Here is a 21,209-nt window from a genome sequence, read left to right on the forward strand (position 1 = left end):
GAACTCCTCCCATGGAATTGGAAGGCCGCTCAGCAGCAGCTCACACCGGAAATCGCTGCCTGACTTCAGCTCCGCGCCAGCTAGCGGATGCGTACGAAAGGGCGGTCGTGCTCTACGCGGGCAAAATATGCCGACGCCTTGCAAAGAATCTCTTTGGCGAACCGCAGTCGCGGGCTTCATGCTACAGTGCCTCGAACTTCTCCGCAGTCCCCATCGGCACGCTGCTCAAACGGGTGAAGAAGTCCGAAGTGGACAGCCGCAAGCACATTGGCTTGCTTATCATAAGCCTTCACTCTCAGGAGTTGGGGCCCCGGCAATCTCGGTGTTTTTCAAACTGCCGCAGCAACCCATTGTCAAACGGTCTCTGAGCTGGGCGCGCAAAAGATAACTCCATGAACACGCTCACTGTTTTGAGATGCTCTGTGGCTCGCTGTATCACCCCCATCAACGCAAATAAAGGTGACGCATTTGTGTTTCCGTATGCGCCGAAGGTGTGTTTCCAAAATTACGTGGATTTATATAATCGATTAGTTAGTTGGGCGGGAACTTGAAAAGCGGTGTAGGGCGGTGTCGGATACATTGCGCATCTGCGTCAGGATACTGCGATCCTGTAATATATAGAGGCAGAAGTATGTGAGCAATCCGACAGGCATCCAGATTGCGATTGTGGTCGGCCCTGTCAGAACTTCACGGCTGACCTGGGCTCCGAGGCTCACCGCGATCATCATCGTGATGGCGCTGACTAATCCGGGACGTAAACTGACCAGAACGTCGCGGAAGCGAATGCCCACATGTCTGTGCAGTAGGCAGAAGGCATAGGGCAGCACCAGATATCCACGCAACACGCCCGTCATGAGCATAGCTTGCCAGCCCCAGTGGCTGACAGCAACGGCTGCGGTAATTCCCAAAGCGATCTGCGTCACAGTCCATGACAGCACGGTTCGCGATGCCCCGGCGGCAGTTATCGCCGCTATGATGAGGTTGTTCATCTGCGAAGCAACAACGGCACAGCTAAATATGCGCAAAGCATCCGCCACAGAGGCCCAATTGGGCCCAAAAATGATTCCGACAATCTCTTCAGCAAGTGCAAAGCACCCAAAGAAGGCAGGAAACATGATGAAAGCCGACAGGCGGCTAAGGCGCAGGTAAGTAGCTTGCGTCTGGTCACGATCCTTCGTGGTGCGGGCAAGCAACGGCATTGCGATCTGCTGGAACGGCATATAGGTAATCTGATTAAGTACCTCGACAATGCGCGATCCAGCCCGGATGAAGGCGACGGCGATTGGGCCAAATAGAGCGCCTGATATAACCTCCGCTGCGCGAATGTTGATCTGATTAAATGTGGTAGATGCGCCGATGGAAGCGCCGAAGCGGAGCATCTGCTTGCAGCTTTGCCATCGAAATCTCATTCGGGGTACCCATGGCATTCCGATCCAGGCGCTGAGGGCAAGCCCAAGCGCCACGGCGATGCGCTGCCAGACAAGCGCCCACACTCCGTACCCCGCAAACGCAAGCGGCAGACCGATCGCAATCCCGGCGAGCGAGGCTACCATGTTGCGCAAGGCTACCGATTTGAAGTGCAAATCGCGCGTCAAGCGGGCGTTATGAATCGCACCGAGCGGCGTTATGGCAAAGATGCTGGCAAGGGCCTTGATGATGGGGTCGAGCTGCGGCTGGCCGAATAGTCGAGCAACCAGCGGGGCGGCCGCAAAGGTTATGAGGCAGAAGCTGGCGCCGCAGACAACATTTGTCCAGAATGCCGTATCGGCGTCTTCTTCTTCAAGCGTGGATCTTTGAATCACGGCTTCGCTCATGCCTGCAGTGCTGACGACCAACAAGAGATCGATAGCGAGCGTCGCCAGCGCTACGAGGCCGAAAGCCTCTGCGCCCAGAAGTCGGGCCAGAACCGCAAAAGTTACAAAGGAAAGTGCCTGTGTCCCCAAGCTTGACGCGGTGGCCCATGCCAGCGAATTGCCTATTAGACCGCGCGCCACAGTCATGCGGACTGCCTCCCGGCTCCAAGTCGATCAGGCCGGTTATCATCCAGCCATCTGACAAATTGGGCATGGCTCGCTTGGGGGGAAAAGCATCTCTCGGCGGTTTCCAACGCAGCCTGAGCCAGGCGAAGCCGTCGATCATCATCCAGCAAGATGAGAATGCATTCGGCAAACCGCACCGGATCATCGGCCTGCATTACAGCCGTGCCGCATTGCTGCTCCACGCCCTGTAGCGTGACGCCCGTGGCCACCACCGCCTTGCCATGCGCTAGAGCTTCGATGAGCTTGATCTTTAGCCCGGAGCCGAATGTAAGCGGAGAAACTACTATGCCGGCATCTGAGTAAAGCGGCGCCAGATCGGGCACAAGTCCGTGAAATACTACATCGGTGGGCGGACGGGATGAAAATGACTTGGCTACCGATCCGGCAATATCCAGTCTGAGATGGGGCGCCTCAGCTTTGAGCAAAGGCCATACGTGCTCGAAGAACCATTCAAGTCCTACGACGTTCGGAGCAGTATTGCTTCCCACGAACAGCAGCCGGTTCGCGTTGCCGGGCTGCGCGCTTTCTACCGACCGGACAGCGATCGGCGCGAGAATGGTTTGGGCATGGGGTATATGCTGTACGACAAATTGCGCTTCATCCGATTGGATGGCAATGAGGGCATGCGCGCGCGCCAATAGTTCCACTTCAGCGTTCTGATCAATGCTGGCAACAGAGTCCCGGCCTTGTGCGTATGGCCGCCGGCGATGAAACAGGTCATGCATGATGATGGCCGTTGGTCGGGCGCTGAAATGGCGCAACGCTTCGGCTTGAAAGGCATAATCCGCTACCACAAGATCGGCGGTTTCATGATGTTTCGCGACGAACCAGTGATCAGCCTGTGTCCATGGTGCCGCGATGGAATAAGGTCTTGGCCGATCCGCCCAAAAGGTGCTCTTAAGCCCCAGACGGCGCGCAATGTGTGACACCGCACCTCTAAACGCGTCGAGGTAGACCGAAGGGTCGCAGGACAAGATCCATTGTCCGCCGCGCAGCACTCCTCGTATGACATGGCTTTCGAAGGTGGTCATATCCGGAAGCAAGCGCATTACCGGCCAACGTCCCATGATGTCGGGAGAAGGCTGGATGAGGTGCGGCGTAAAGCCGGCGTCACGTGCGGCCTGAGCGAGGTCCAGTAGGTAGGCGCTGCTGCCGTTGGTGCGACCGACTATGCGCTGTCGGCTTATGAAAACCACATGCCCTTTCGTTAATGGGTCAACGCGCAGCTTTGGCTTTTTTTTGGAAGCGCTTTTGTGCATCCCTCGCGTGTTGAAGCGATCAATCCAGCAGGCTCGAGCGCTCGTGACAGGTTTTCGTGATGCTATATGCAAAGCGCACCTATGGATTGTTGGAGGACGGCGCCTGAGCACCGGAAGTGTCGGCGGGCGATGGTGGGCGCGGTGTCAAAAGTCGGTCTAGTCGGCCGCGTAATTCAGGCTCCACAAGAGCGAGAGCCCATGCTGCACTTACCGCGGTGAGCGTTGTAACGGCTAGCAGCGGCTCTTGACTAAGGGGCAGCGTAATAGCGAGGGCGTGTTTTATGGGTGCCTGCAGCGCATATAGCGGGTAGGAGATCATGCCTAGCCATTCAGCCAAGCGCATGAACAGGCCATGGGGCTCGGCCAATACGGCCAGCATGACCAGGACGGGGGCACAAAGTACCACGAAGCAAAGGTCGTAAGCCACTCGACCCGCCGCCGAAAAGTCCAGTGACAGCAGTGCCAGGCTTGCCAATAGCAAGACGGGTAAAGGTACCGCGGGTATGTACCGCATCCAGATTCCTCGCGTGCGATGAAGCAGAACCCCTAGCGGAAAGCCGAATCCTACGCGGCTGACCGCAACAGGCCAGTCTTGCAGCACCACTCCGCGATCCAGATCTCCCAGGATAAGTGCCGAAACGGTCAGCCCGCATAACCCCAGTCCGCACATTGTGGTCAGGATGATGTCGGGCCTTATGCGCAAAGGGTTATTGGAGCCCCATTTGAGGCCCATTGCGTAAACGATATTTGCAAGCAGTTCGTAGAACAGAGACCATGCCGGCGGATTGAACAGGAATATACCCCAGGGGACCAGAACGTTGGGAAACATCATGAGGTTTGCTGGAAGCGACGTCGCGATTTCAAAGACGCCGGGAGCCCCTTCCAGATGCATACTCCGCTGCCACAAAGCGACAACAAAGCCCGCAATCGTTCCTATCGCCAGGACCGGCTGCAGCCGCACAAAACGCGCTTTCATGAAAGTGCAAAACTCCAGACCATTCTGCAACCGCCGCTCGTAAGCATGGGAGATGACAAATCCGCTGAGAATGAAGAACAGGTCTACCGCAAGATACCCGCTGGCGAACCGCAACGGCGTTCCCGCTGCTGTAGCGCCATGCGGCACCAGATGATAGAATAGCACCGCGAATGCCGCACTGCCCCGCACAGCATCCAGAGCGACGTAGCGCACTGGAGGCGCGCTATTCTCAATCGACATAATAGCCCTTGAACTTCTTGTAGTAGCCAAATGCGTCCGTTAGTCCCGCGCTGGCGAATTCCTTGATGTCCACCATGCCGAGGGCCACTCCGCCGACGGTGCTGTGGCTTTGCGCAAGCATGTCGAGCGCGGTACGAACCGCTTTCTCAGGCGTGCGCCTCCATCGTGCGATTACGAGCGTGGCGTCAGACAGCTGTGATACCAGCCTTGTCTCCGCCACGCCCAGCACTGGCGCGGAGTCGATGATGACTAGGTCGAATCGAGTTCGGAGCTCGGCGATTAGTGACGCCATCGCGGTATCGGTAATGACGTCGTTTGGACCGTTCGGGCCTAAGGTCGTGAGTATCTGCAGTCCGGTGCGTTCATCGACGATCAACGCCTCCGATAGCGAGCGTGAGCCATCGAGGACGCGGAACAGGCCCTCCGCCCTATGGTTAGGAGCAAGCACGTCCGATGCGGTATGATGTCGCACGTCGGCATCGACAAGGACAACAGTTCGCTTGCCCATAGCCAGCGTACGGGCCAGGCACATCGAAGTTGTGGACTTCCCTTCACGTGGGAGAGCCGACGTAACGGTGAGCACGGTGCCGTCGCCGGTTGTCAGGCCCAAATACGTCGCCAAATTGCGCAGGCTTTCGGTGAAAAGCGACATCGGCCTGGCGATGACGTAATCCTGCGGAGCGATACTTCCAGCTTTTGAACGGGTGGCGGATTTAAGCGTGGGAATGGCCCCTGCGTAAGCAGCGCCCAAACCTGTTTCGATGTCGGACCGTGTAGCAAGAGCGTTCTCCAGATACTCTGCAAGGCCGGTCGCAGTCGCCGCAAGAATGATCGCGGCTGCAAGACCGACGACGCCTCCCACCAGATAGTTGGGAGATGAAGGCGCGCCGGGCGCGCGGGCCACGGACGCAATACTGGCGTCGGCGTTGGGCAGTTCCCCCGCCTGCGCGGTTTCTTTGGCGCGCGTCAGATAGGCGTTGTAGATGGCGCGACTGGCTTCCGCACGCCGTTCCAGTTCAAGCCGACCCACTTGAGCAGAACTGTTCTGCGCAAGGGACCCCTTAGCTAGCGAACGACTAGCCAGCAGAGAGTCCAGCCGCGACTCTGCGATTTGGACGTCTCCGCGAAGGCCGGAGACGATGCGCGTAAGTTCAGCGTTCAACTGGCTGTGTATGTCCGCGAGTTCATCCTTCGCTTCCACAACGTCTGGGTGAATGGCGCCATAGCGGGCGTCCAACTGGGCCAGACGTGCGCTTGCCTGCGCTTCCTGTTGGCGCAACTGGCGGACTGTTTCCGATGCCAGTGCAGCACCGATGTCGGCACCGCCGCCGCCGCGAGAAATCTGGGCTTGAGCCGCGCCCAGCTTGCCACGTTGTTCGGCTAGTTGAGCTTGTGCGTCGGCGATCTGGCGGTTGAGTTCAGAGACTTCCTGTTCCGCCATCGTAGCACCTTGCGCGCTCATCAGGTTGTTGCGGATCATATAGTCTTGCAACGCCGCGTCGTCCGACACCGCCTGCCGCCGCAAGCTCGATGCTTGTGTCTCGACGTAATGTGCCGATTGCGAGTTACGCTGCTGCTTCTTCGCGGCGTCTAGTTCGATATAGCGGCGAGCCAGCGCATTTGCGATGCTGGCGGCGAGCGCCGGATCCTTTGCAGAAACCGAAATTTCCACAAGGTACGTCACCCCTACGCGCTTTACGTAACTGCGCGCCAGCAAAGCGCCTGCGGCCCGGCGTTCGCGCGGGGTGATCGCGTCAGGCGGCAATTGTTTCGGCGATGGCGATGAAGCAACGAAAGAAGACGGCTCTCCGCCGAACTCTGGATGCCGGTCCAGGTGAAGATCGCGCACTACATCCAGCGTCAGCGTAGGCGAACGGATGATCTGTACGGCGGTGTCGATGAGGTTGTCATCCGCGGGAGGCACGAAGCCCCGATCGTTCACCTTGACCGGCTCTGCCTCTCTCGGTTCGAGCAATAAAGAACCGGTTGCGGTGTAAGTTCGGGGCAACAAGGCAAGCACAGTGATCGTCAGCGCCAGCGTCGTCAGAAATACGCCAATAAATAGCCGGCGACGGCGCATGAAGCTGGCGGCGATCTCTGATGCGTCAGGGAGTAATCTTCGGGCCGAAGGATGCGCGATTTCGTCCGCTGCGGCGTCATGGTTCCTGTTGCTCACGCCGTTGCTCCAAATAGGATCATGTAGATGTTGAGAGGTAGCCGCACAGGGCTAAGTGTAAGGCCATATCTCGCTACCCGTCCTCTAGGTGTAATGCCGGTGAGACTGGTCGCTGGAAACAGAATTTCAGTCCGTTTGTGAGAGAGTTTTGAGGTTTTCCGATGGATATGGATCAAACTGTCCCGCAGTCTTTGGCTTATCTGGTGCATGATGTCGACGACGCCGCAGTTCGCCGGCGCATCGATTTTCTGGTATCCGAAGGATTTACAGTGGAACTAGGCGGTTTTCACCGGCGATCGCCGGTGATCGATATTGCTGGGTGGGTTAGAACTGTCGATCTTGGCCGAACCCGTGACGCTGCACTGGGCCGCCGGATACTGATCGTGTTAAGGCATCTGATGTTGCCCCGCAGCATTAGGGCACTTTGCGATAGCGCATCTGTCATCGTGGCCCGCAATCTCGAGATGCTGGCGCTGGCGTGGCGTGTTCGTCGTCCGGGTCAGCGGCTGGTCTACGAATGCCTCGACATTCATCGGTTGATGCTCGGGGGGGGCGGAAAATCACGATTGTTGCGGTGGATCGAACGGGAGCTGCTAAAACGGACTGACCTGGTGATCGTCAGCTCCCCGGCATTTGCGCGCGAGTATTTTGAACGACGTCAAGGCCGACCAGACCGTGTCCTGCTGATTGAGAACAAGGTCCCAAGAGTGCCGGGTAGAAGCGCTAGCGGCGACCGGATACTAGAGAAGAAGTCGTCAGGCGAGTATGCGGATCGGCCGTTCGTGATCGGATGGTTCGGAATGCTGCGGTGTCGCCGAAGCTTGCAGGAACTCCTTACATTGGCAGACCAATTGGGCGGGCGGATCGAAATCGTGATCGCCGGCATGCCCAGCCCTGCTGAGTTTCCAGACTTTCCTGCAGTTGTCACTGGCCGCGCCAACGTGCGCTATTTAGGGGCTTATCGCCCTGCCGAACTGGCGGAACTTTACGCCGGGGTCGATTTCGTTTGGGCGATCGACTACTTTGAAGAAGGCCTCAATTCTGCTTGGCTGCTGCCAAATCGGCTTTACGAAGGCCTTGCCCACGGTGCGATCCCCATAGCATTGCGCGCGGTTGAGACGGGAAGATGGCTTGATCAACGACAGGTGGGGCTGCTCGTCGATGAGGCATCGAAGGAAATCCCCGCATTAGTGGAAACAATGACGCACGACCAGTACATGATGATGCGGGTGGCAATCGCAGCTCTGCCGGAGGATGCACTGTATCAAACAGAGCCCGAATGCCGCTCTATAATCGATGCGATCGCGGGGTATTGCCATGCGTAACGCGGATATGCTCATAATCGTGCCCTGCCTGAACGAAGAGGCGCATCTGTCGGCTCTGCTGGCAACGCTGCTGCGCCAGGCTGATGGCGCTACGGTCGTTGTGGTCGATGGCGGCAGCCGTGATCGTAGTCGCGAGATCGTAATCCAGCTCGCGGTTCGGAACGCCAATCTGATCCTTCTCGATAATCCAAAACAGATTCAAAGTGCAGCCGTGAACCTGGCGGCACGGCGATACGGTGCGGGACGCCGATGGCTTTTGCGTATCGATGCCCACGCCGATTATCCCGAAGATTTTATCATACAGCTGCGATCTGCAGCTGACGTCAGACAGGCCACCTCGGTTGTGGTTCCGATGGTTACCAAGGGGCGCGTCTGCTTTCAGAAGGCGGCTGCAGCAGCCCAAAATTCGGTGCTCGGTACGGGAGGCGCACCGCATCGACACCTTGGCCGCGGGCAATGGGTGGAACATGGTCACCACGCCTTCTTCGATCTTGAGCTGTTCATGGCGGTCGGGGGCTATGACGAGAACTTCGCTGCCAATGAAGATGCCGAACTCGATCGCCGTCTGCTGAATGCGGGAGGGCGTATCTGGTTGGAACCGCAGGCCGCAATTACGTACTATCCACGGTCTTCAGCGAGGGCCCTTTTCCGGCAGTATCGTAATTATGGTAAGGGTCGTGCGCGCAATCTGCGGCGTCACCCATCCCCTGTGAAGCTGCGCCAGATGTTGCCGCTGGCCGTCATGCCGGCAGCATGCTCCGCCGTAGCCGGGTTGGTGCTGTTGGCGCAGCACCCGGCGGCATTCCTGTTGATGCTGCCGGCATTGTGTTGGATGGTTGCCGCGATTGCGGTGGGTGCGTGGCTGGGTTGGCGCTCAGGTTGCCGCTGTGCCGCGGGGGCGGGGTTCGCCGCGATGACGATGCACATGGCCTGGTCATTGGGGTTCATTGAGGTAGCCCTGAGCCGCCGCCAACTTCCGTCTTCGCCCTTACCATTGGTGCTCGAGCCTGCCCACATCTGCACGACCGATGCTTCAGGGGAAGCACTTCCCGTTGTCCCTGAGGCAGGTCATCCCAGTGGGACGACGGAATTGGCAGTGACCATTTGAGGATGCGTTCTTGGCCGATGTCTCTCTCTGCCTTGAAGACATAGGTGCTGCCGCATCTTTGCAGTATAAATGTTGTTAGTGTTCGAGTGAGCGTCGTTGACCGCAGTCTCTTCTGTCAGCTTTGCCGCCTAGGTTGAGCTAGCGCATCATGATCTACAAATGCGCGAGAAGCCTTCTTAAATACTCAGTGCGATGCCCGATAGTGCTAGTGGCTCCATCCTCGCGTCATTGCCTTGGTTGGTAATCTTTTGTGAGGCAGCTTGTTCATGGCTCTATGCATCGCAAGATGATCACGGTGCTTGCAGATCAGCGTACTTATGCGCCCTTTGCATGAAGGGCGCAGCATCGCAAAAATGTGCCGGCTAAATGTCGTCGGGGGCTGGGCGACGTTGGATCGCTATTATGTCGAAGGGGCGCTCACTCAGGGGGAGATTCGGACGGCGCCGGACCTGATTCGATGATATTCGCGACATAGGCATTCGCCGCTCTGGTGTTTTATTTAATCGTCTCCGCATGCTCTCCACAGATGCGACGCGCTGCGAATCCCCGTTTTTACATAACCTTGCCGTTGAACCTTCAGAACACATCAACGAACGGCGCCGCTTCGGCGTTCTCTGAGTTCCCTGAATGCGTCCTTGCCTGAAATTCTTCCCAAACCGCTTTTGTCGCCTGCGATGTTGGTAAGTCTGCGCTCAGAGCTTGCTTTGCCAGCCAGCCTTTCGCGCGGCCTGCTCTTGCGCTGGCGTGAGCAGAGTGCCCTCGGCCATGTCCTGAGCCGCAGCCATGAGTTCACCTGCGGACGATCCGGCTTGGCGATAATCGCCGCGTTCCCGATCGGGGCTGGCCATGGTACGCTCCAGTATCCAGTGGCCGCCATCCTTGCACGCGATCCCTGACGTGGCCCTTGCGTCGTAGACGCGGCAATAGCGGGCATCTTTGCGCTGGAAGGACGCGATGATCCTGAAGTTGCCGTCTGTTTCCGGTCGTGTATCTCCTGAGGCAAGATGGCTTTCCAGACCTGTCGCAAGCGTGCCGGTGGCCGACAACGTGCCGTCCTGCTCCATGTGCGCACTGCCCTGTGGCAGCCGGGCGCCCAGCCCCACGCCGAGGGTAACACAGGCTGCCATCGCGATGGCAGTCTTCCACCAGCCCGGCATCTTGCGCTTTCCCGAGGTAGCCGACTTGTCTTTGCGCGTCGCTTCGTCACGGCGCGCCCGATGGGCGGCGAGATCGAAGGCCGGTGCAGGGTGATTGGGTGGCTCGGAAGGCGACGCGTCTGTCATGTCGTCTTCCGCATCCTGTGCGGCAATGGTGGCGACCAGCAGAGTAAGGCTTTCCGGAACCGGCTCATCGGCGCTGGTGCCGGGCAAGGGGAGGGTGGCATTGCGGGGCACGTCCTACGCCGCGCCGCTGGTCGCATCGCGCATCGCTGCCCGGCGGACGGCGGCAGACACGATCGGCGTGGCAATCAAAAATGGTGATTCCGAATTGGTTACGGGGCGCCGGGGGACAGGCCGGGGCTTACTGTGCAACATCTGCCGTTCGGGTCTTTGAAGACTTCTTGAAAGAAAATGCACGTCCGCACGGATGAAAGCGGGTGGGCCATCCGTTCCTTCCATCAGAACCGCCCCGATCGAACGAACCTGCGGGGCAACGGCAATGGAAGGAGCATAGACATGAACAAGCTGACTTTTACGACGGCCATCGCCACTCTCGCTCTGGTCGCTGCGCCGGGCGTCGCCAATACGCAGTTGCTGGGCGGCGGCGGTCTCGGCGGCGGTCTGGGTGGATCGATCGGCGGATCGCTGGGCGGCGCTCTTGGCGGTGTCGACAGCTCTATCGACGGCGCAGCCAGCGGTGCGGGCGACATCAGCGCCTCACGCGCAGGCCGTAGCGTGTCCTCGCATGCTTCGGGAAGCGGCCGGGCCAGCAAGTCGGTGAAGAAGCCCTCCGTTTCGGCTCCGGACGGGTCGGCGGCGCCGGGCGTGGTCGACGGTGCCCGATCGCAGGCGCGCGGTCTGGTCGATTCGGCCCGTTCGACCGCAGGTAGCGGCTCGGCCACCGGCGCCGGCTCGGCCACGGGATCGCTGACGGGTGCGCTCGACGGAAACGGTGGTAGCGGCGCGGCTTCCGGCAGCGGCAACCTGGCTGGTTCCGGCACGCTGCCCGATGCGTCCGGCGTGACGTCGCAGGTTACCGGTACGGCCCAGTTCGCCGGTTCGACGGCCCGTTCGGCAGCGGCGGAGCAGAGCCAGGCGCTGGGCAGCCGCGCCCGCGAGGCGGCGACGAATGCCTCGAACAGCTCCGCTTCGGGTGCGGGCAACGGTTCGGCCAACGCCACTGCAGGCAAGCGCAACGCTGGCGTAACCGGTTCGGGCAGCGGGGCCGCGTCCAGGGACGGCGCCAATGGCTCTGCCAGCCTTGGCGTGAACGTGGGCAACAACGACCAGTAAGGCCGCGTTATCGGCGTTAAGGCCGGCTTGAAGGCAGCCTTCGACAGAAAGGCACCGATACCGCCGCGTTATCTCCATCCCCCGCAAGACGCGCGCGATCGACGCCCCCGTGAGAGCCCACTCGCCCTCGGGGGCGTTCTCTTGCCTGCGGGTCAGGCTGCCTGATCGGCCACGCGGCTGAGGGTGACGGGGATGGATTTATAAGCCGGGGTGCCGCTGGCGGCGTCGTAGTCGTCCAGCGGAATCAGGCAGTTGGCTTCGGGATAATAGGCGGCCAGTGATCCGCGCGCGATGGCGTGGCGCACTAGCGTGAAGCCTTCCAGACGCCGCCCCGCGGGGGTGGTGACGTCCACCTTGTCGCCCTCGACCAGCCCCAGCATGGCAAGGTCCACCTCGTTCGCGAAGATCACGTCGCGGCGGCCTTTGACGCCGCGATAGCGGTCGTCGAGGCTGTAGATGGTGGTATTGTACTGGTCGTGGCTGCGGATCGTGGTGAGCAGCAGCGGCCTTGCCGCGCCGGTATCCTCGGCTTGAGGGTGAGCGATGAACTGCGCCTTCCCGCTGGGCGTCTTCCAGGTGCGCGTGGCAGGGCCGATGGTGAGGCGGAAGCCGCCCGGTTCGCGCACGCGCATATTGAAGTCGCGGAAATCGGGATAGACGGCCTCGATCTTGTCGCGGATACGGTCGTAATCGGCGACGAGGGCATCCCATTCGATGCGGGTGTGCGGCATCGCGGCCTTGGCCAGCCCGGCGACGATGGCGGGTTCGGAACGCACTTCGGGGCCCGGCGTCGCCAGCTTCCCGCGTGAGGCGTGGACCATCGACATGCTGTCCTCCACCGTGACCCACTGCGGCCCAGCGGCCTGCACGTCCAGTTCGGTGCGGCCCAAACAGGGCAGGATCAGCGTTTCACGGGCGTGGAGCAGGCAGGTGCGGTTGAACTTGGTCACGATGTTGACCGACAGGTCCAGCTTGCGCACCGCTTCGAAGCAGGCGTCAGGGTCGGGCATGGCCACGGCAAGGTTGCCGCCCAGCGAGATCAGCGCACGCGATTCGCCCTTGTGCATGGCGGCCAGCGCCTCGACCGCGTTGTGCCCGTGATGGCGCGGGGAAGATATGCCGAAGGCGGCGTCCAGCCGTTCGAGCATGTCCTCTGCGGGCAGTTCGGTGATACCCACGGTGCGGTCGCCCTGCACGTTGCTGTGGCCGCGCAGGGGGCAGATACCGGCGCCCGGCTTGCCGAACTGGCCGCGCAGCAGCAGCAGGTTGGCGATGGCCTGGACGTTGCTGGTGCCATGCTTGTGCTGGGTAATGCCCATGCCATAGCACACGATCACGCGCTCGGCCTTCATGAAGACCTGCGCCATGCTTTCAATGGCGTCGCGGGTGAGGCCGGAGGCGACCTCGATCCAGTCCCATGACGTCGCGTCGAGGTCGGCCTTCAGTGCGCCCAGACCTTCGGTATGTTCGGCGATGAACGCGTGGTCGAGCGCGTCGGCTTCCACTACCAGCTTCATCATGCCCTTCAGCATCGCCATGTCGCCGCCGATCCGCACCTGATGATAGGCCGACGCCAGCGGGGTGGAGGCTGTGGACAGCATCTCGGTGGGGTGCTGGGGCGATTTAAAGCGTTCCAGCCCGCGTTCGCGCATCGGGTTGGCGACGACGATCGGCACGCCCCGCTTCGATGCAGCGGCCAGCGTGGAGAGCATGCGCGGGTGGTTGGTGCCGGGGTTGTGGCCGATGCAGAAGATCGCATCGGCGAGGTCGAAGTCCTCCAGCGTCACGGTGCCCTTGCCGATGCCGATGGATTGCGGCAGGCCGGTGCTGGTAGCTTCGTGGCACATGTTCGAGCAGTCGGGGAAGTTGTTGGTCCCGAATTCGCGCGCGAACAGCTGGTAGAGGAACGCCGCTTCATTCGATGCGCGGCCCGAGCAGTAGAACTCCGCCTGATCGGCGTGGGCCAGAGCCTGAAGCGCGGCACCGGCGCGGCCGAACGCCTCGTCCCACGTGATGGGTACGTAGTGGTCGGTTTCAGGATCGTAGCGCAGCGGTTCGGTCAGCCGGCCCGCGTCTTCCAGCTTGTGGTCGCTCCAGCCCCACAGTTCGGTGGCCGAATGACGCGCGAAGAAGGCGCGGTCGACGCGCTTGACGGTTGCTTCCCAAGTCACCGCCTTCGCGCCGTTCTCGCAGAATTCGAACGAGGACGTGTGACGTGGATCGGGCCAGGCGCAGCCGGGACAGTCGAACCCGTCGGGCTGGTTCATCTGCAGCAGCGCGCGGGTGTCGGGGCTGGCCTTCATCTGTTCGCGCACGGTGCGCGCCACCGCCTTCAGCGCGCCCCAGCCCCCCGCCGGTCCCTTGTAGTCGCTGACGCCTTCGGGGCGGGTTTGCGGGTCACGGGTTTCGGTCATGCTACAGGCTCACGTCAGTCAAAGGGGGGCGGGGTGCTATCTAGGAACTCACCGGGGCGGCGTCACCCCGTGGCGGTCGAGGAAGGCGAAGATCGTGTTCCACAGGTGAACGCTGATGCCGGGACCGCGCACCGCATGGGTCTGGCCGGGATAGAGCATCATCTCGAACGGGGTCGCCTGCCCCTGCATCTTCGCGATCAGGGTGGTGCTGTTCTCGAACACGACGTTGTCGTCCGACATGCCGTGGATCAGCAGCAGCGGGTCGGCGATCCTGCCGGAATCGTCCAGAGTGTCCGCCTTGCGGTAGGCGTCGGGCACCTTGCGCGGATCGCCCATGTAGCGCTCGGTATAATGGGTGTCGTAAAGCTCCCACTTCGTCACCGGCGCGCCCGCGATGCCTGTGGCGTAGAGGCCGGGATCGGTTTCCAGCATCTTGAGCGTCATGTACCCGCCGTAGGACCAGCCGTATGTGGCGATCTTGGCGGGATCGACGAAGTCCAGCGTCTTGAGGTACTGCGCGCCCGAACGTTGGTCCTGCACCTCGACGGTGCCCATCGCCTGGCTGATTTGCGATTCGAAGGCGACGCCGCGATTGGCGCTGCCGCGGTTGTCGATCTCGAAATAGATGTAGCCGCGGTCGACGATGGCCTGCGCCAGCCCGCCCTTCCAGCCGCGCGTGACGGTCTGGACGTGAGGACCGCCATAATGCTCGAAGAACACCGGGTAACGCTTGCCGGGCTTGAGGGGCGGCGTGATCATCATCCAGTGCAGGTCAGAACCGTCGGCGGCCTTGATGGTGCCGAACGTCGTCTCGCGGTGGCTGGCAACATAGGGCGCATAGGGGTGCGCGGCGTCCAGCCTGTTTTCTTCCACCCATGCCAGGCGCTTGCCGTTCTCGTCGGCGATGTAGGTCTGCGAGGGCTGGGTCGGGGAGGAACGGGTGACCAGCACGGTCGTGCCGTCGCGGCTGCCGGAAGCGGCGTTCACCCAGCCCGCTTCGGTCAGGCTTTTGGGTATGCCGGGCTTCGCAAGGTCGATGGCGTAAAGCTGCGGGGCCAGCACGTCGTCGCGGTTGCCGGTGAACAGCACGCGACCTCTGGCCTCGTCCACCGAAACCAGCTTCGTCACCACCCAGTCGCCTGAAGTCAGCTGCCGCCACTTGCCGTCGCGGAAGTGGTAGAGATGGCCGTGCCCGTCACGTTCCGACCACCAGACCAGGCTGCCGTCGTTCAGGAAACGGTAGTTGTCGGTCAGGTTGGTCCAGCTGCCCTTTGCCGCCGTCTCGGTGAAGAGGATGCGGGCCTTGCCGGTGTCGGGATCGACCGCCAGCATGTCGAGCCGGGTCTGTTCGCGGTTCTGGCGCTGCACGTAGAGTGTCTTGCCGTCGCGCGCCCAGTTCACGCGGGCGAGGTAGATGTCGCGGTCGGGGCCAAGGTCCACCTCCACGCTGTCGCTGCCGTCGGGCTTCATGACGTGGAGCGATACCAGCACGTTGGGCGTGCCTGCGGCGGGGTAGCGCTGCTGGTAGGTATGCGCCCCTTCCGCGCCGATTGCGGTACGGGTGACGACGCCGACAGGCGCCTCGTCATAGCGTTCCACCGCGATGCGGCCCTCGTCAGGCGACCACCAGTAGCCGTCCATGCGCGCCATTTCCTCCTGCGCGACAAACTCGGCCTCGCCCCAGTGAACGGTGTCGGACGTTTCCTGCGGGGTGATCGGCCTGTGCTCGGCGCCGGTCAGCGGGCCGACCCACAGCCGCCCGTCGCGCACGAAGGACACGAACCTGCCCTTGGGGCTGAGCGCGGCGTTCAGTTCGTCCTGGGGCGAATTGGTCAGACGGCGGACATTGCCGTCCACGCCGGCAAGATAAAGGTCACCGTCGAGCGGGACCAGAACGGCGTTGCCGTCCTCCGTCCAGTCGTAGGATATGATGCCTTTCAGGCTGCCCACGCGCTGGCGTTCGCGCTGCATCTTCTCCGCCTCGCTCAGCGCGCGGCCCGAACCCAGCTTGAGTGAATCGACCAGCATCCGCCACTTGCCGCTGCGGCGGTCGAACGCCCACAGGTCGTAGCGCTCCCGATCGTCGGTGCGGTTGCGCAGCAGGGTGATGTAGCGCCCGTCAGGCGACACCTTGACCGCGCGCGGCTGGGGCCCATCCAGCGAGGGGCTGGCGAAGACGCGCTCGAACGAGAGGGTGCGGGCGGCTTCGGACATCGTGGGAAGGCTCCGGTCGGGCGTGATTGCGGCGGCAGGGGACGTTGCAGCAGAGGATGGGGCGGCAAGGGCGGGACTGGCTGCGAAGGCTGGCAGCGCCGCCAGCGCGCAGGCGCTCAATAGACGAACTCGGTTCATGCCCGCTGTCTAGAGCGAGACGGCCGCAAGGGAAAGGGCAAGGCGCAGCAATACCGGATGAAGAGCGCTCCAGCCCTTGCCCTCAATCGAGAGTCATCCGCGCCCGTTTGCGACCACGGTCGTACCGTTCAAGCATCCGGGGCTTGACCGTCAGCCCTCCACCAGCCCTTCGGATGCGCCGAACTGGATGAAGGTCGTGCGGTTCCGGCCTTCCTGCTTGCTCTTGTACAGCTGCAGGTCGGCCTGCTGGATCCACAGGTCGGGCGTCATGTCGGGCAGGCACCGGGCGCTGGCCACGCCGATGCTGACGGTGATGAACGGGCTGATCTGCGACTGTTCGTGGGGGATGTTGAGCGACTGGACATGCAGGCCGATCTCCTGCGCCACCAGCGCCGCGCCGGCCGGGTCCGCGCCAGGCAGGATGCAGGCGAATTCCTCGCCGCCGTAGCGCGCGGGAAGGTCCGAGGCACGCTTGACCGCGCGGGTCAGCGCCGCCGCGACCATGGTGATGCAGCGGTCGCCCGCCGGGTGGCCATACGTGTCGTTGAACTGCTTGAAGAAGTCGATGTCGATCATGACGACGGTGAGCCAGTCGCCGGTGCGGGCCAGGCGGCCGACTTCCGATTTCAGCGCGCGCTCCATCTGGCGGCGGTTGCTGAGGCCGGTCAGCGCGTCCGTCACCGCCATGCTGGCAAGCTGGTCGCGCAGGCGTTTCAGTTCCACATGGTTGCTGACCCGGGCCTGCAGGACGGCGGGCTGGATCGGCTTGGTCACATAGTCGATCGCGCCCAGCGACAGGCCGCGGATTTCGTCTTCCGTATCGCCAAGGCCCGTGGTGAAGATGACCGGGATATCGGCCAGCACCGGGTCTTCCTTCAGCTGGCGGCAGACCTCGAAGCCGTCGATGCCAGGCATCAGCACGTCCAGCAGGATAAGGTCTGGCGGCGCTGCGCGCGCGGTGTCCAGCGCCTGCTGGCCGGACAGCGAGAAGCAGATCTCGTAGTCGTCCTCCAGCACGGCGTTCATGATTTCGATGTTGGAGATTTCGTCATCGACGATCAGGATCGTGGCCCTGGTCATGCTGCGGCTCCTGCGGTGTCGCTGGTGGCGCTCGCCTCGGCATCGATCAGGGCAAGCGCCGTGTCGTAGTCCAGCCGTTCCAGCGCGTGATTGATAGGATGGGCGGCGCGTTCGTCATCGCCAAGGCCGATGGTCCGCGCATAGCGGCCAAAGCCCGCCCGCGCGCCCAGGCTGCGCCTGCGGACGAGGTCGCGCAGTTCGGTGCGTGCCGCTACGGTCGCGTCGATGTCGGCGCTTGCCTGCACCGCAGGGGCAGTTCCGGCCGAGCCGGAAGTCAGGCTCCGCGCGGCAGCGACGGCCGGCGCAACAACGGCTTCGAGGTCCGCGATTGCGGCAGAGGCCTGTTCCGTCTCATCCGCCGCCAGCATGCGTTCCAGATCGGCTGCGGCACGATGGATTGCCGACAGTTCCAGCGATCCTGCCACCCCTTTCAGGCTATGGGCAAGGCGGCGGGCATCGGCGGTCAGCCCGCCGGCAAGCTGCGTGCGCAGATCCTGCCCGACGTTGGCATACGTCTCCGCGAAGGTGACGATCAGCTTGCGCAGCAGCGATGCCTTGCCGTTGACCCGCCGCAGCGCCGCGGAAAGGTCGAAGGGTGGCAGGCTGTCAGGCAGGTCGGCATTTGTGGCCGCTGCCGGCGCCGCAGGCACGGCGAGCGCTGGAGCAGTGGCCGCTTGCGGTGTGACGGCGATGGCTGCCGAAGCCGCCGTGCGATCGGGTCGCAGCCAGCGCTCCAGCGTCTGCACCAGTGCGGCAGGTTCGACCGGCTTGGAGATATGGTCGTTCATCCCGGCGCGGAAGCAGCGCTGCCGTTCCTCCTCATGCGCGTGGGCGGTCATCGCGATGATCGGCAGGACGTTGGCGGACCACGTTTCCCGCAGCAGGCGGGTGGCGGCAATGCCGTCCATCACCGGCATCTGCACGTCCATCAGCACCGCCGCATAAGTGCCGTTGGCGGCATGGACCAGATCGCAGCCGACACGGCCATTCTCGGCATAGTCCACCACAAGACCCGCCTGCGTGAGCAGTTCGAGCGCGATCTCGCGGTTGATCTCGTTGTCTTCCACCAGCAGAACGCGCGCGCCGCGCAGGCGATCCGCGACCATCGGCGTGGCTTCGGGCAGGACCGGACGGCCCGGCTCGACCTCGTGCGAGAACAGCTCGACGATGGTGTCCAGCAGGGCACGGGGCGCGATCGGTTTGGTCAGCACGCCCGACACATTGGCAGGCGTGCCGTTAGGGGTCAGGCTGTCCGCGCCATAGGCGGTTACGATCAGCGTGCGGGGCAGCGGCGCGTCGTGGTCGAGCGACTGCATCGCCTCGATCGTCTGCATGCCGTTCATGCCGGGCATCTTCCAATCAAGCAGCACCAGGTCGTAGGTGCGCCCGCCCTGATCGGCGGCGGTAATGGCGCTGAGCGCCTCGTCACCCGACGCCACAAGGTCCAGCGTGATCTGCCAGCCGGCGAAGATACCCTGCAGCACCTGGCGCGATGCGGCGTTGTCGTCGGCGGCAAGGACGCGCAAGGCGCGGATGCGCGGCGGCAGCACGGCGTCGAGGACGCTTTCATCTTCTTCGTGGGCCATCGTCATGCGGGCGACGAAGGTGCTGCCCTGACCGGGGGCGCTTTCGACCGCGATGGAGCCGTCCATCTGCTCCACGATCTGGCGGCAGATTGCGAGGCCGAGGCCGGTGCCGCCGAACCGGCGGGTGGTGGAACTGTCCGCCTGGGTAAAGGACTGGAACAGCGACGCCTGCTGCTCGGCCGTCATGCCGATGCCGGTGTCGCGAACGGTCAGCTCGATCTCGACCTTGCCGTCTTCCTCGGAAACCGGGGCGAGGCCGACGGTGACGGTGCCGTTTTCGGAGAACTTCACGGCATTGCTGACAAGGTTGAGCACGACCTGATTGAAGCGCAGTTCGTCGCCATGCAGCCGGTGCGGAAGATCCGGCGCGATGTTGGAGATGACGCGCACCTTGCGCGCATCGGCATCGTTGGCCACCAGCTGAAGCTGGTTGGCGATGGCGTTGCGCAAGTCGAACGGGTTCGCTTCCAGCGTCAGCTTGCCGGCCTCGTTCTTGGAAAAGTCGAGGATGTCGTTGATGAGTCGCAGCAACGAAACGCCGGCCTGGTTGATCTTGCCGACATAGTCCTTCTGCCGGGGGTCGAGGTCGGTGCGCGCGATCAGGTGGCAGAAGCCCAGGATCGCGTTCATCGGCGTGCGGATCTCATGGCTCATGTTGGCCAGGAACATGCTCTTGGCGCGGTTGGCTTCCTCCGCCTCGCGGGTGCGTTCGCGCAGGGCGAAGGATTCCACAAGCCGGTCGCTCAACCATACCAGCACCGTAGCCTGGAAGATGACGATGGCGGCGTGCAGGATCACGCGCTCAAGATTGCCCTTGCCCGTGAACACGGCGGAGGGCAGCAGGTACAGCAGCAGCAGGTGATGCAGCGCCACCGCCGTCGCCGCCACCAGCACCACACGCCGGTCGCACCAGCCGATGGTCAGGGTCAGCATGGCGAAGAAGTACATGTGCATGTCCATCTGCCACGCATGGCCGCGCAGGATGACCAGCAGGATGGCCGGTTCCGCCATCAGCGCCACGGCGGACAGGTAGCGCGTGGCAGGAACGGTGCCGCTGCGCCACCACATCAGGTGATAGCTGCCCGCGACCACCGCGCCGGCCAGCGCGGCGGCGAGCGGCGGCTTGCCCGCCAGCAACGCGGCTGCGGCGAACAGGGGCACATGGATCCAGAACAGCACCGTGAGAAGGCGCCCTGTCTGATGGCGCAACTGATCCAGTTCGACGGTCACAGCGACTGCTCCTGACTTGATGAATTACCGCAGCCGGCAACCGCGGGCACGGGGATGGCCAGCCATGCGCCCGCCATGCGCATGGAAGCGGTGAAGTGAGCGTCGTCGGACCCTGCGATCACGACGTTCTCGAAACGGGTGGTGGCCGCGATGCGCCCGCGATCGGTGGTGACCAGATCGATGCTCTGCGCCAGAGTGAAGCCGGGCCGCGTCATGACCAGATACTGTCCGGAGGCCGCGCCGGACAGCAGCCAACTGACGGCCAGCGCGGCAAGGCCGCAGAACAGCAGGGCGGCTGCGGGCAAATAGTCGAGAAGGCGCCCTCCCGACTCTGCGGTAGGTATTGATTCGGAACGGACCATGCCGCGCACATACCCTGTTATGCCTATTTATTGGTTAAGACCCGCTCCGATTTGAACGCATTCCCACGCAGATTTCCGTATGTTAGCCGCCCTGTTTTCGCGCTTTACGGGGGTGCATGGCATCGCGCATGGCGAAGCTGGAGTTGATACGGGTGACACCGGGCAGGCGCGACAGCACTTCGCCATGGATCGCCTCGTAGGCGGCCACGCTTTCGGTGCGCAGGCGCAGCCAGTAATCGACGTCGCCCGTCATCAGAAAGCATTCGCGCACTTCGGGGCACTGACGCACGGCCTGCTCGAACCGGTTGAGGTAATCCCCTGTCTGGCGGTCCAGCGTGACCTGCACGACCACGTCCACGCCCCGTTCGTCATCGTCTTCCGGGCCGGTCAGCACGGTGTATCCGCGAATGACGCCGCTATCCTCCAGCATGCGGATGCGGCGCAGGCAGGCCGAGGGCGAAAGCCCTATGTCTTCAGCGATCTCGGAATTGGGGCGTCTACCATTGAGGCGCAGCAGTCGCAGGATCGATCGGTCGATGGCATCCAGAGCATTGGGCATGATGTTGCAGACGTCCCGCATGATCGTGTGTGAAGCGCCATGCATTATCA

The 21,209-nt window shown here is 62.4% G+C and carries 15 protein-coding genes; 4 read left to right on the plus strand and 11 right to left on the minus strand.

Features of this window, described 5'->3' with window-relative positions; translation table 11 throughout:
- Positions 1–368, plus strand: a 368-nt coding sequence (locus tag GGR40_RS21180; protein ID WP_429278246.1) for a hypothetical protein, incomplete at its 5' end; no start/stop codon positions are given.
- 159 nt (positions 369–527) lie between these two features.
- Here the strand turns inward: GGR40_RS21180 and GGR40_RS21185 are convergent.
- The 4 genes from GGR40_RS21185 to GGR40_RS21200 all read right to left on the minus strand — a co-directional run bounded on the left by GGR40_RS21185 (position 528) and on the right by GGR40_RS21200 (position 6,690).
- The gene (locus tag GGR40_RS21185) at positions 528–2,000 is read right to left on the minus strand and encodes a lipopolysaccharide biosynthesis protein (RefSeq protein WP_429278247.1); all 1,473 of its coding nucleotides are present in this window, start codon (positions 1,998–2,000) and stop codon (positions 528–530) included.
- Entirely contained in the window at positions 1,997–3,298 is a 1,302-nt protein-coding gene (locus tag GGR40_RS21190; protein WP_429278248.1) for a glycosyltransferase, read from the minus strand. Before GGR40_RS21190 ends, GGR40_RS21185 begins: the two co-directional genes overlap by 4 nt.
- Positions 3,299–3,377: 79 nt before the next feature.
- Positions 3,378–4,487, minus strand: coding sequence for an acyltransferase family protein (locus GGR40_RS21195; RefSeq protein WP_429278249.1), 1,110 nt, complete (start codon positions 4,485–4,487; stop codon positions 3,378–3,380).
- A 16-nt stretch (positions 4,488–4,503) separates the two neighbouring features.
- Positions 4,504–6,690: a GumC family protein gene (locus GGR40_RS21200; protein WP_429278250.1), complete on the minus strand. Its 2,187-nt coding sequence runs from the start codon at positions 6,688–6,690 to the stop codon at positions 4,504–4,506.
- 191 nt (positions 6,691–6,881) lie between these two features.
- On the opposite strand from GGR40_RS21200, the gene GGR40_RS21205 reads away from it, so the two are divergent.
- Positions 6,882–8,015: a glycosyltransferase gene (locus GGR40_RS21205; protein WP_429278251.1), complete on the plus strand. Its 1,134-nt coding sequence runs from the start codon at positions 6,882–6,884 to the stop codon at positions 8,013–8,015.
- Positions 8,008–9,123 (plus strand): glycosyltransferase family 2 protein, encoded by a 1,116-nt coding sequence (locus GGR40_RS21210; protein ID WP_429278252.1) that lies wholly within the window; start codon positions 8,008–8,010, stop codon positions 9,121–9,123. The genes GGR40_RS21205 and GGR40_RS21210 overlap by 8 nt, the downstream gene beginning before the upstream one ends.
- 692 nt (positions 9,124–9,815) lie before the next feature.
- Here the strand turns inward: GGR40_RS21210 and GGR40_RS21215 are convergent.
- Entirely contained in the window at positions 9,816–10,517 is a 702-nt protein-coding gene (locus GGR40_RS21215) for a transcriptional regulator (RefSeq protein ID WP_429278253.1), read from the minus strand.
- Between the two features lie 282 nt (positions 10,518–10,799).
- Between GGR40_RS21215 and GGR40_RS21220 the strand changes: the two genes are divergently transcribed.
- Entirely contained in the window at positions 10,800–11,576 is a 777-nt protein-coding gene (locus GGR40_RS21220; RefSeq protein WP_429278254.1) for a hypothetical protein, read from the plus strand.
- A gap of 152 nt (positions 11,577–11,728) precedes the next feature.
- Here the strand turns inward: GGR40_RS21220 and GGR40_RS21225 are convergent, their stop codons facing one another.
- From GGR40_RS21225 to GGR40_RS21250, 6 genes are all read right to left on the minus strand, one after another.
- Positions 11,729–13,990 (minus strand): FdhF/YdeP family oxidoreductase, encoded by a 2,262-nt coding sequence (locus GGR40_RS21225; protein WP_429278255.1) that lies wholly within the window; start codon positions 13,988–13,990, stop codon positions 11,729–11,731.
- Positions 13,991–14,038: 48 nt separating this feature from the next.
- Entirely contained in the window at positions 14,039–16,342 is a 2,304-nt protein-coding gene (locus tag GGR40_RS21230; protein WP_429278256.1) for a S9 family peptidase, read from the minus strand.
- Between the two features lie 150 nt (positions 16,343–16,492).
- A complete protein-coding gene (locus GGR40_RS21235; protein WP_429278257.1) occupies positions 16,493–17,422 on the minus strand; it encodes a diguanylate cyclase in 930 nt (309 codons plus the stop codon).
- A complete protein-coding gene (locus tag GGR40_RS21240; protein WP_429278258.1) occupies positions 17,419–20,238 on the minus strand; it encodes a response regulator in 2,820 nt (939 codons plus the stop codon). The genes GGR40_RS21235 and GGR40_RS21240 overlap by 4 nt, the downstream gene beginning before the upstream one ends.
- Complete coding sequence (locus tag GGR40_RS21245; protein ID WP_429278259.1) at positions 20,235–20,600, minus strand: hypothetical protein; 366 nt, start codon at positions 20,598–20,600, stop codon at positions 20,235–20,237. Before GGR40_RS21245 ends, GGR40_RS21240 begins: the two co-directional genes overlap by 4 nt.
- Before the next feature lie 82 nt (positions 20,601–20,682).
- On the minus strand, positions 20,683–21,180 hold the full coding sequence (locus tag GGR40_RS21250) for an Lrp/AsnC family transcriptional regulator (RefSeq protein ID WP_429278260.1): 498 nt from the start codon (positions 21,178–21,180) through the stop codon (positions 20,683–20,685).
- Positions 21,181–21,209: the final 29 nt, after the last annotated feature.

This window comes from Novosphingobium gossypii, from assembly GCF_050433305.1.
In the GTDB taxonomy this organism is placed as follows: Bacteria; Pseudomonadota; Alphaproteobacteria; order Sphingomonadales; family Sphingomonadaceae; genus Novosphingobium; species Novosphingobium gossypii.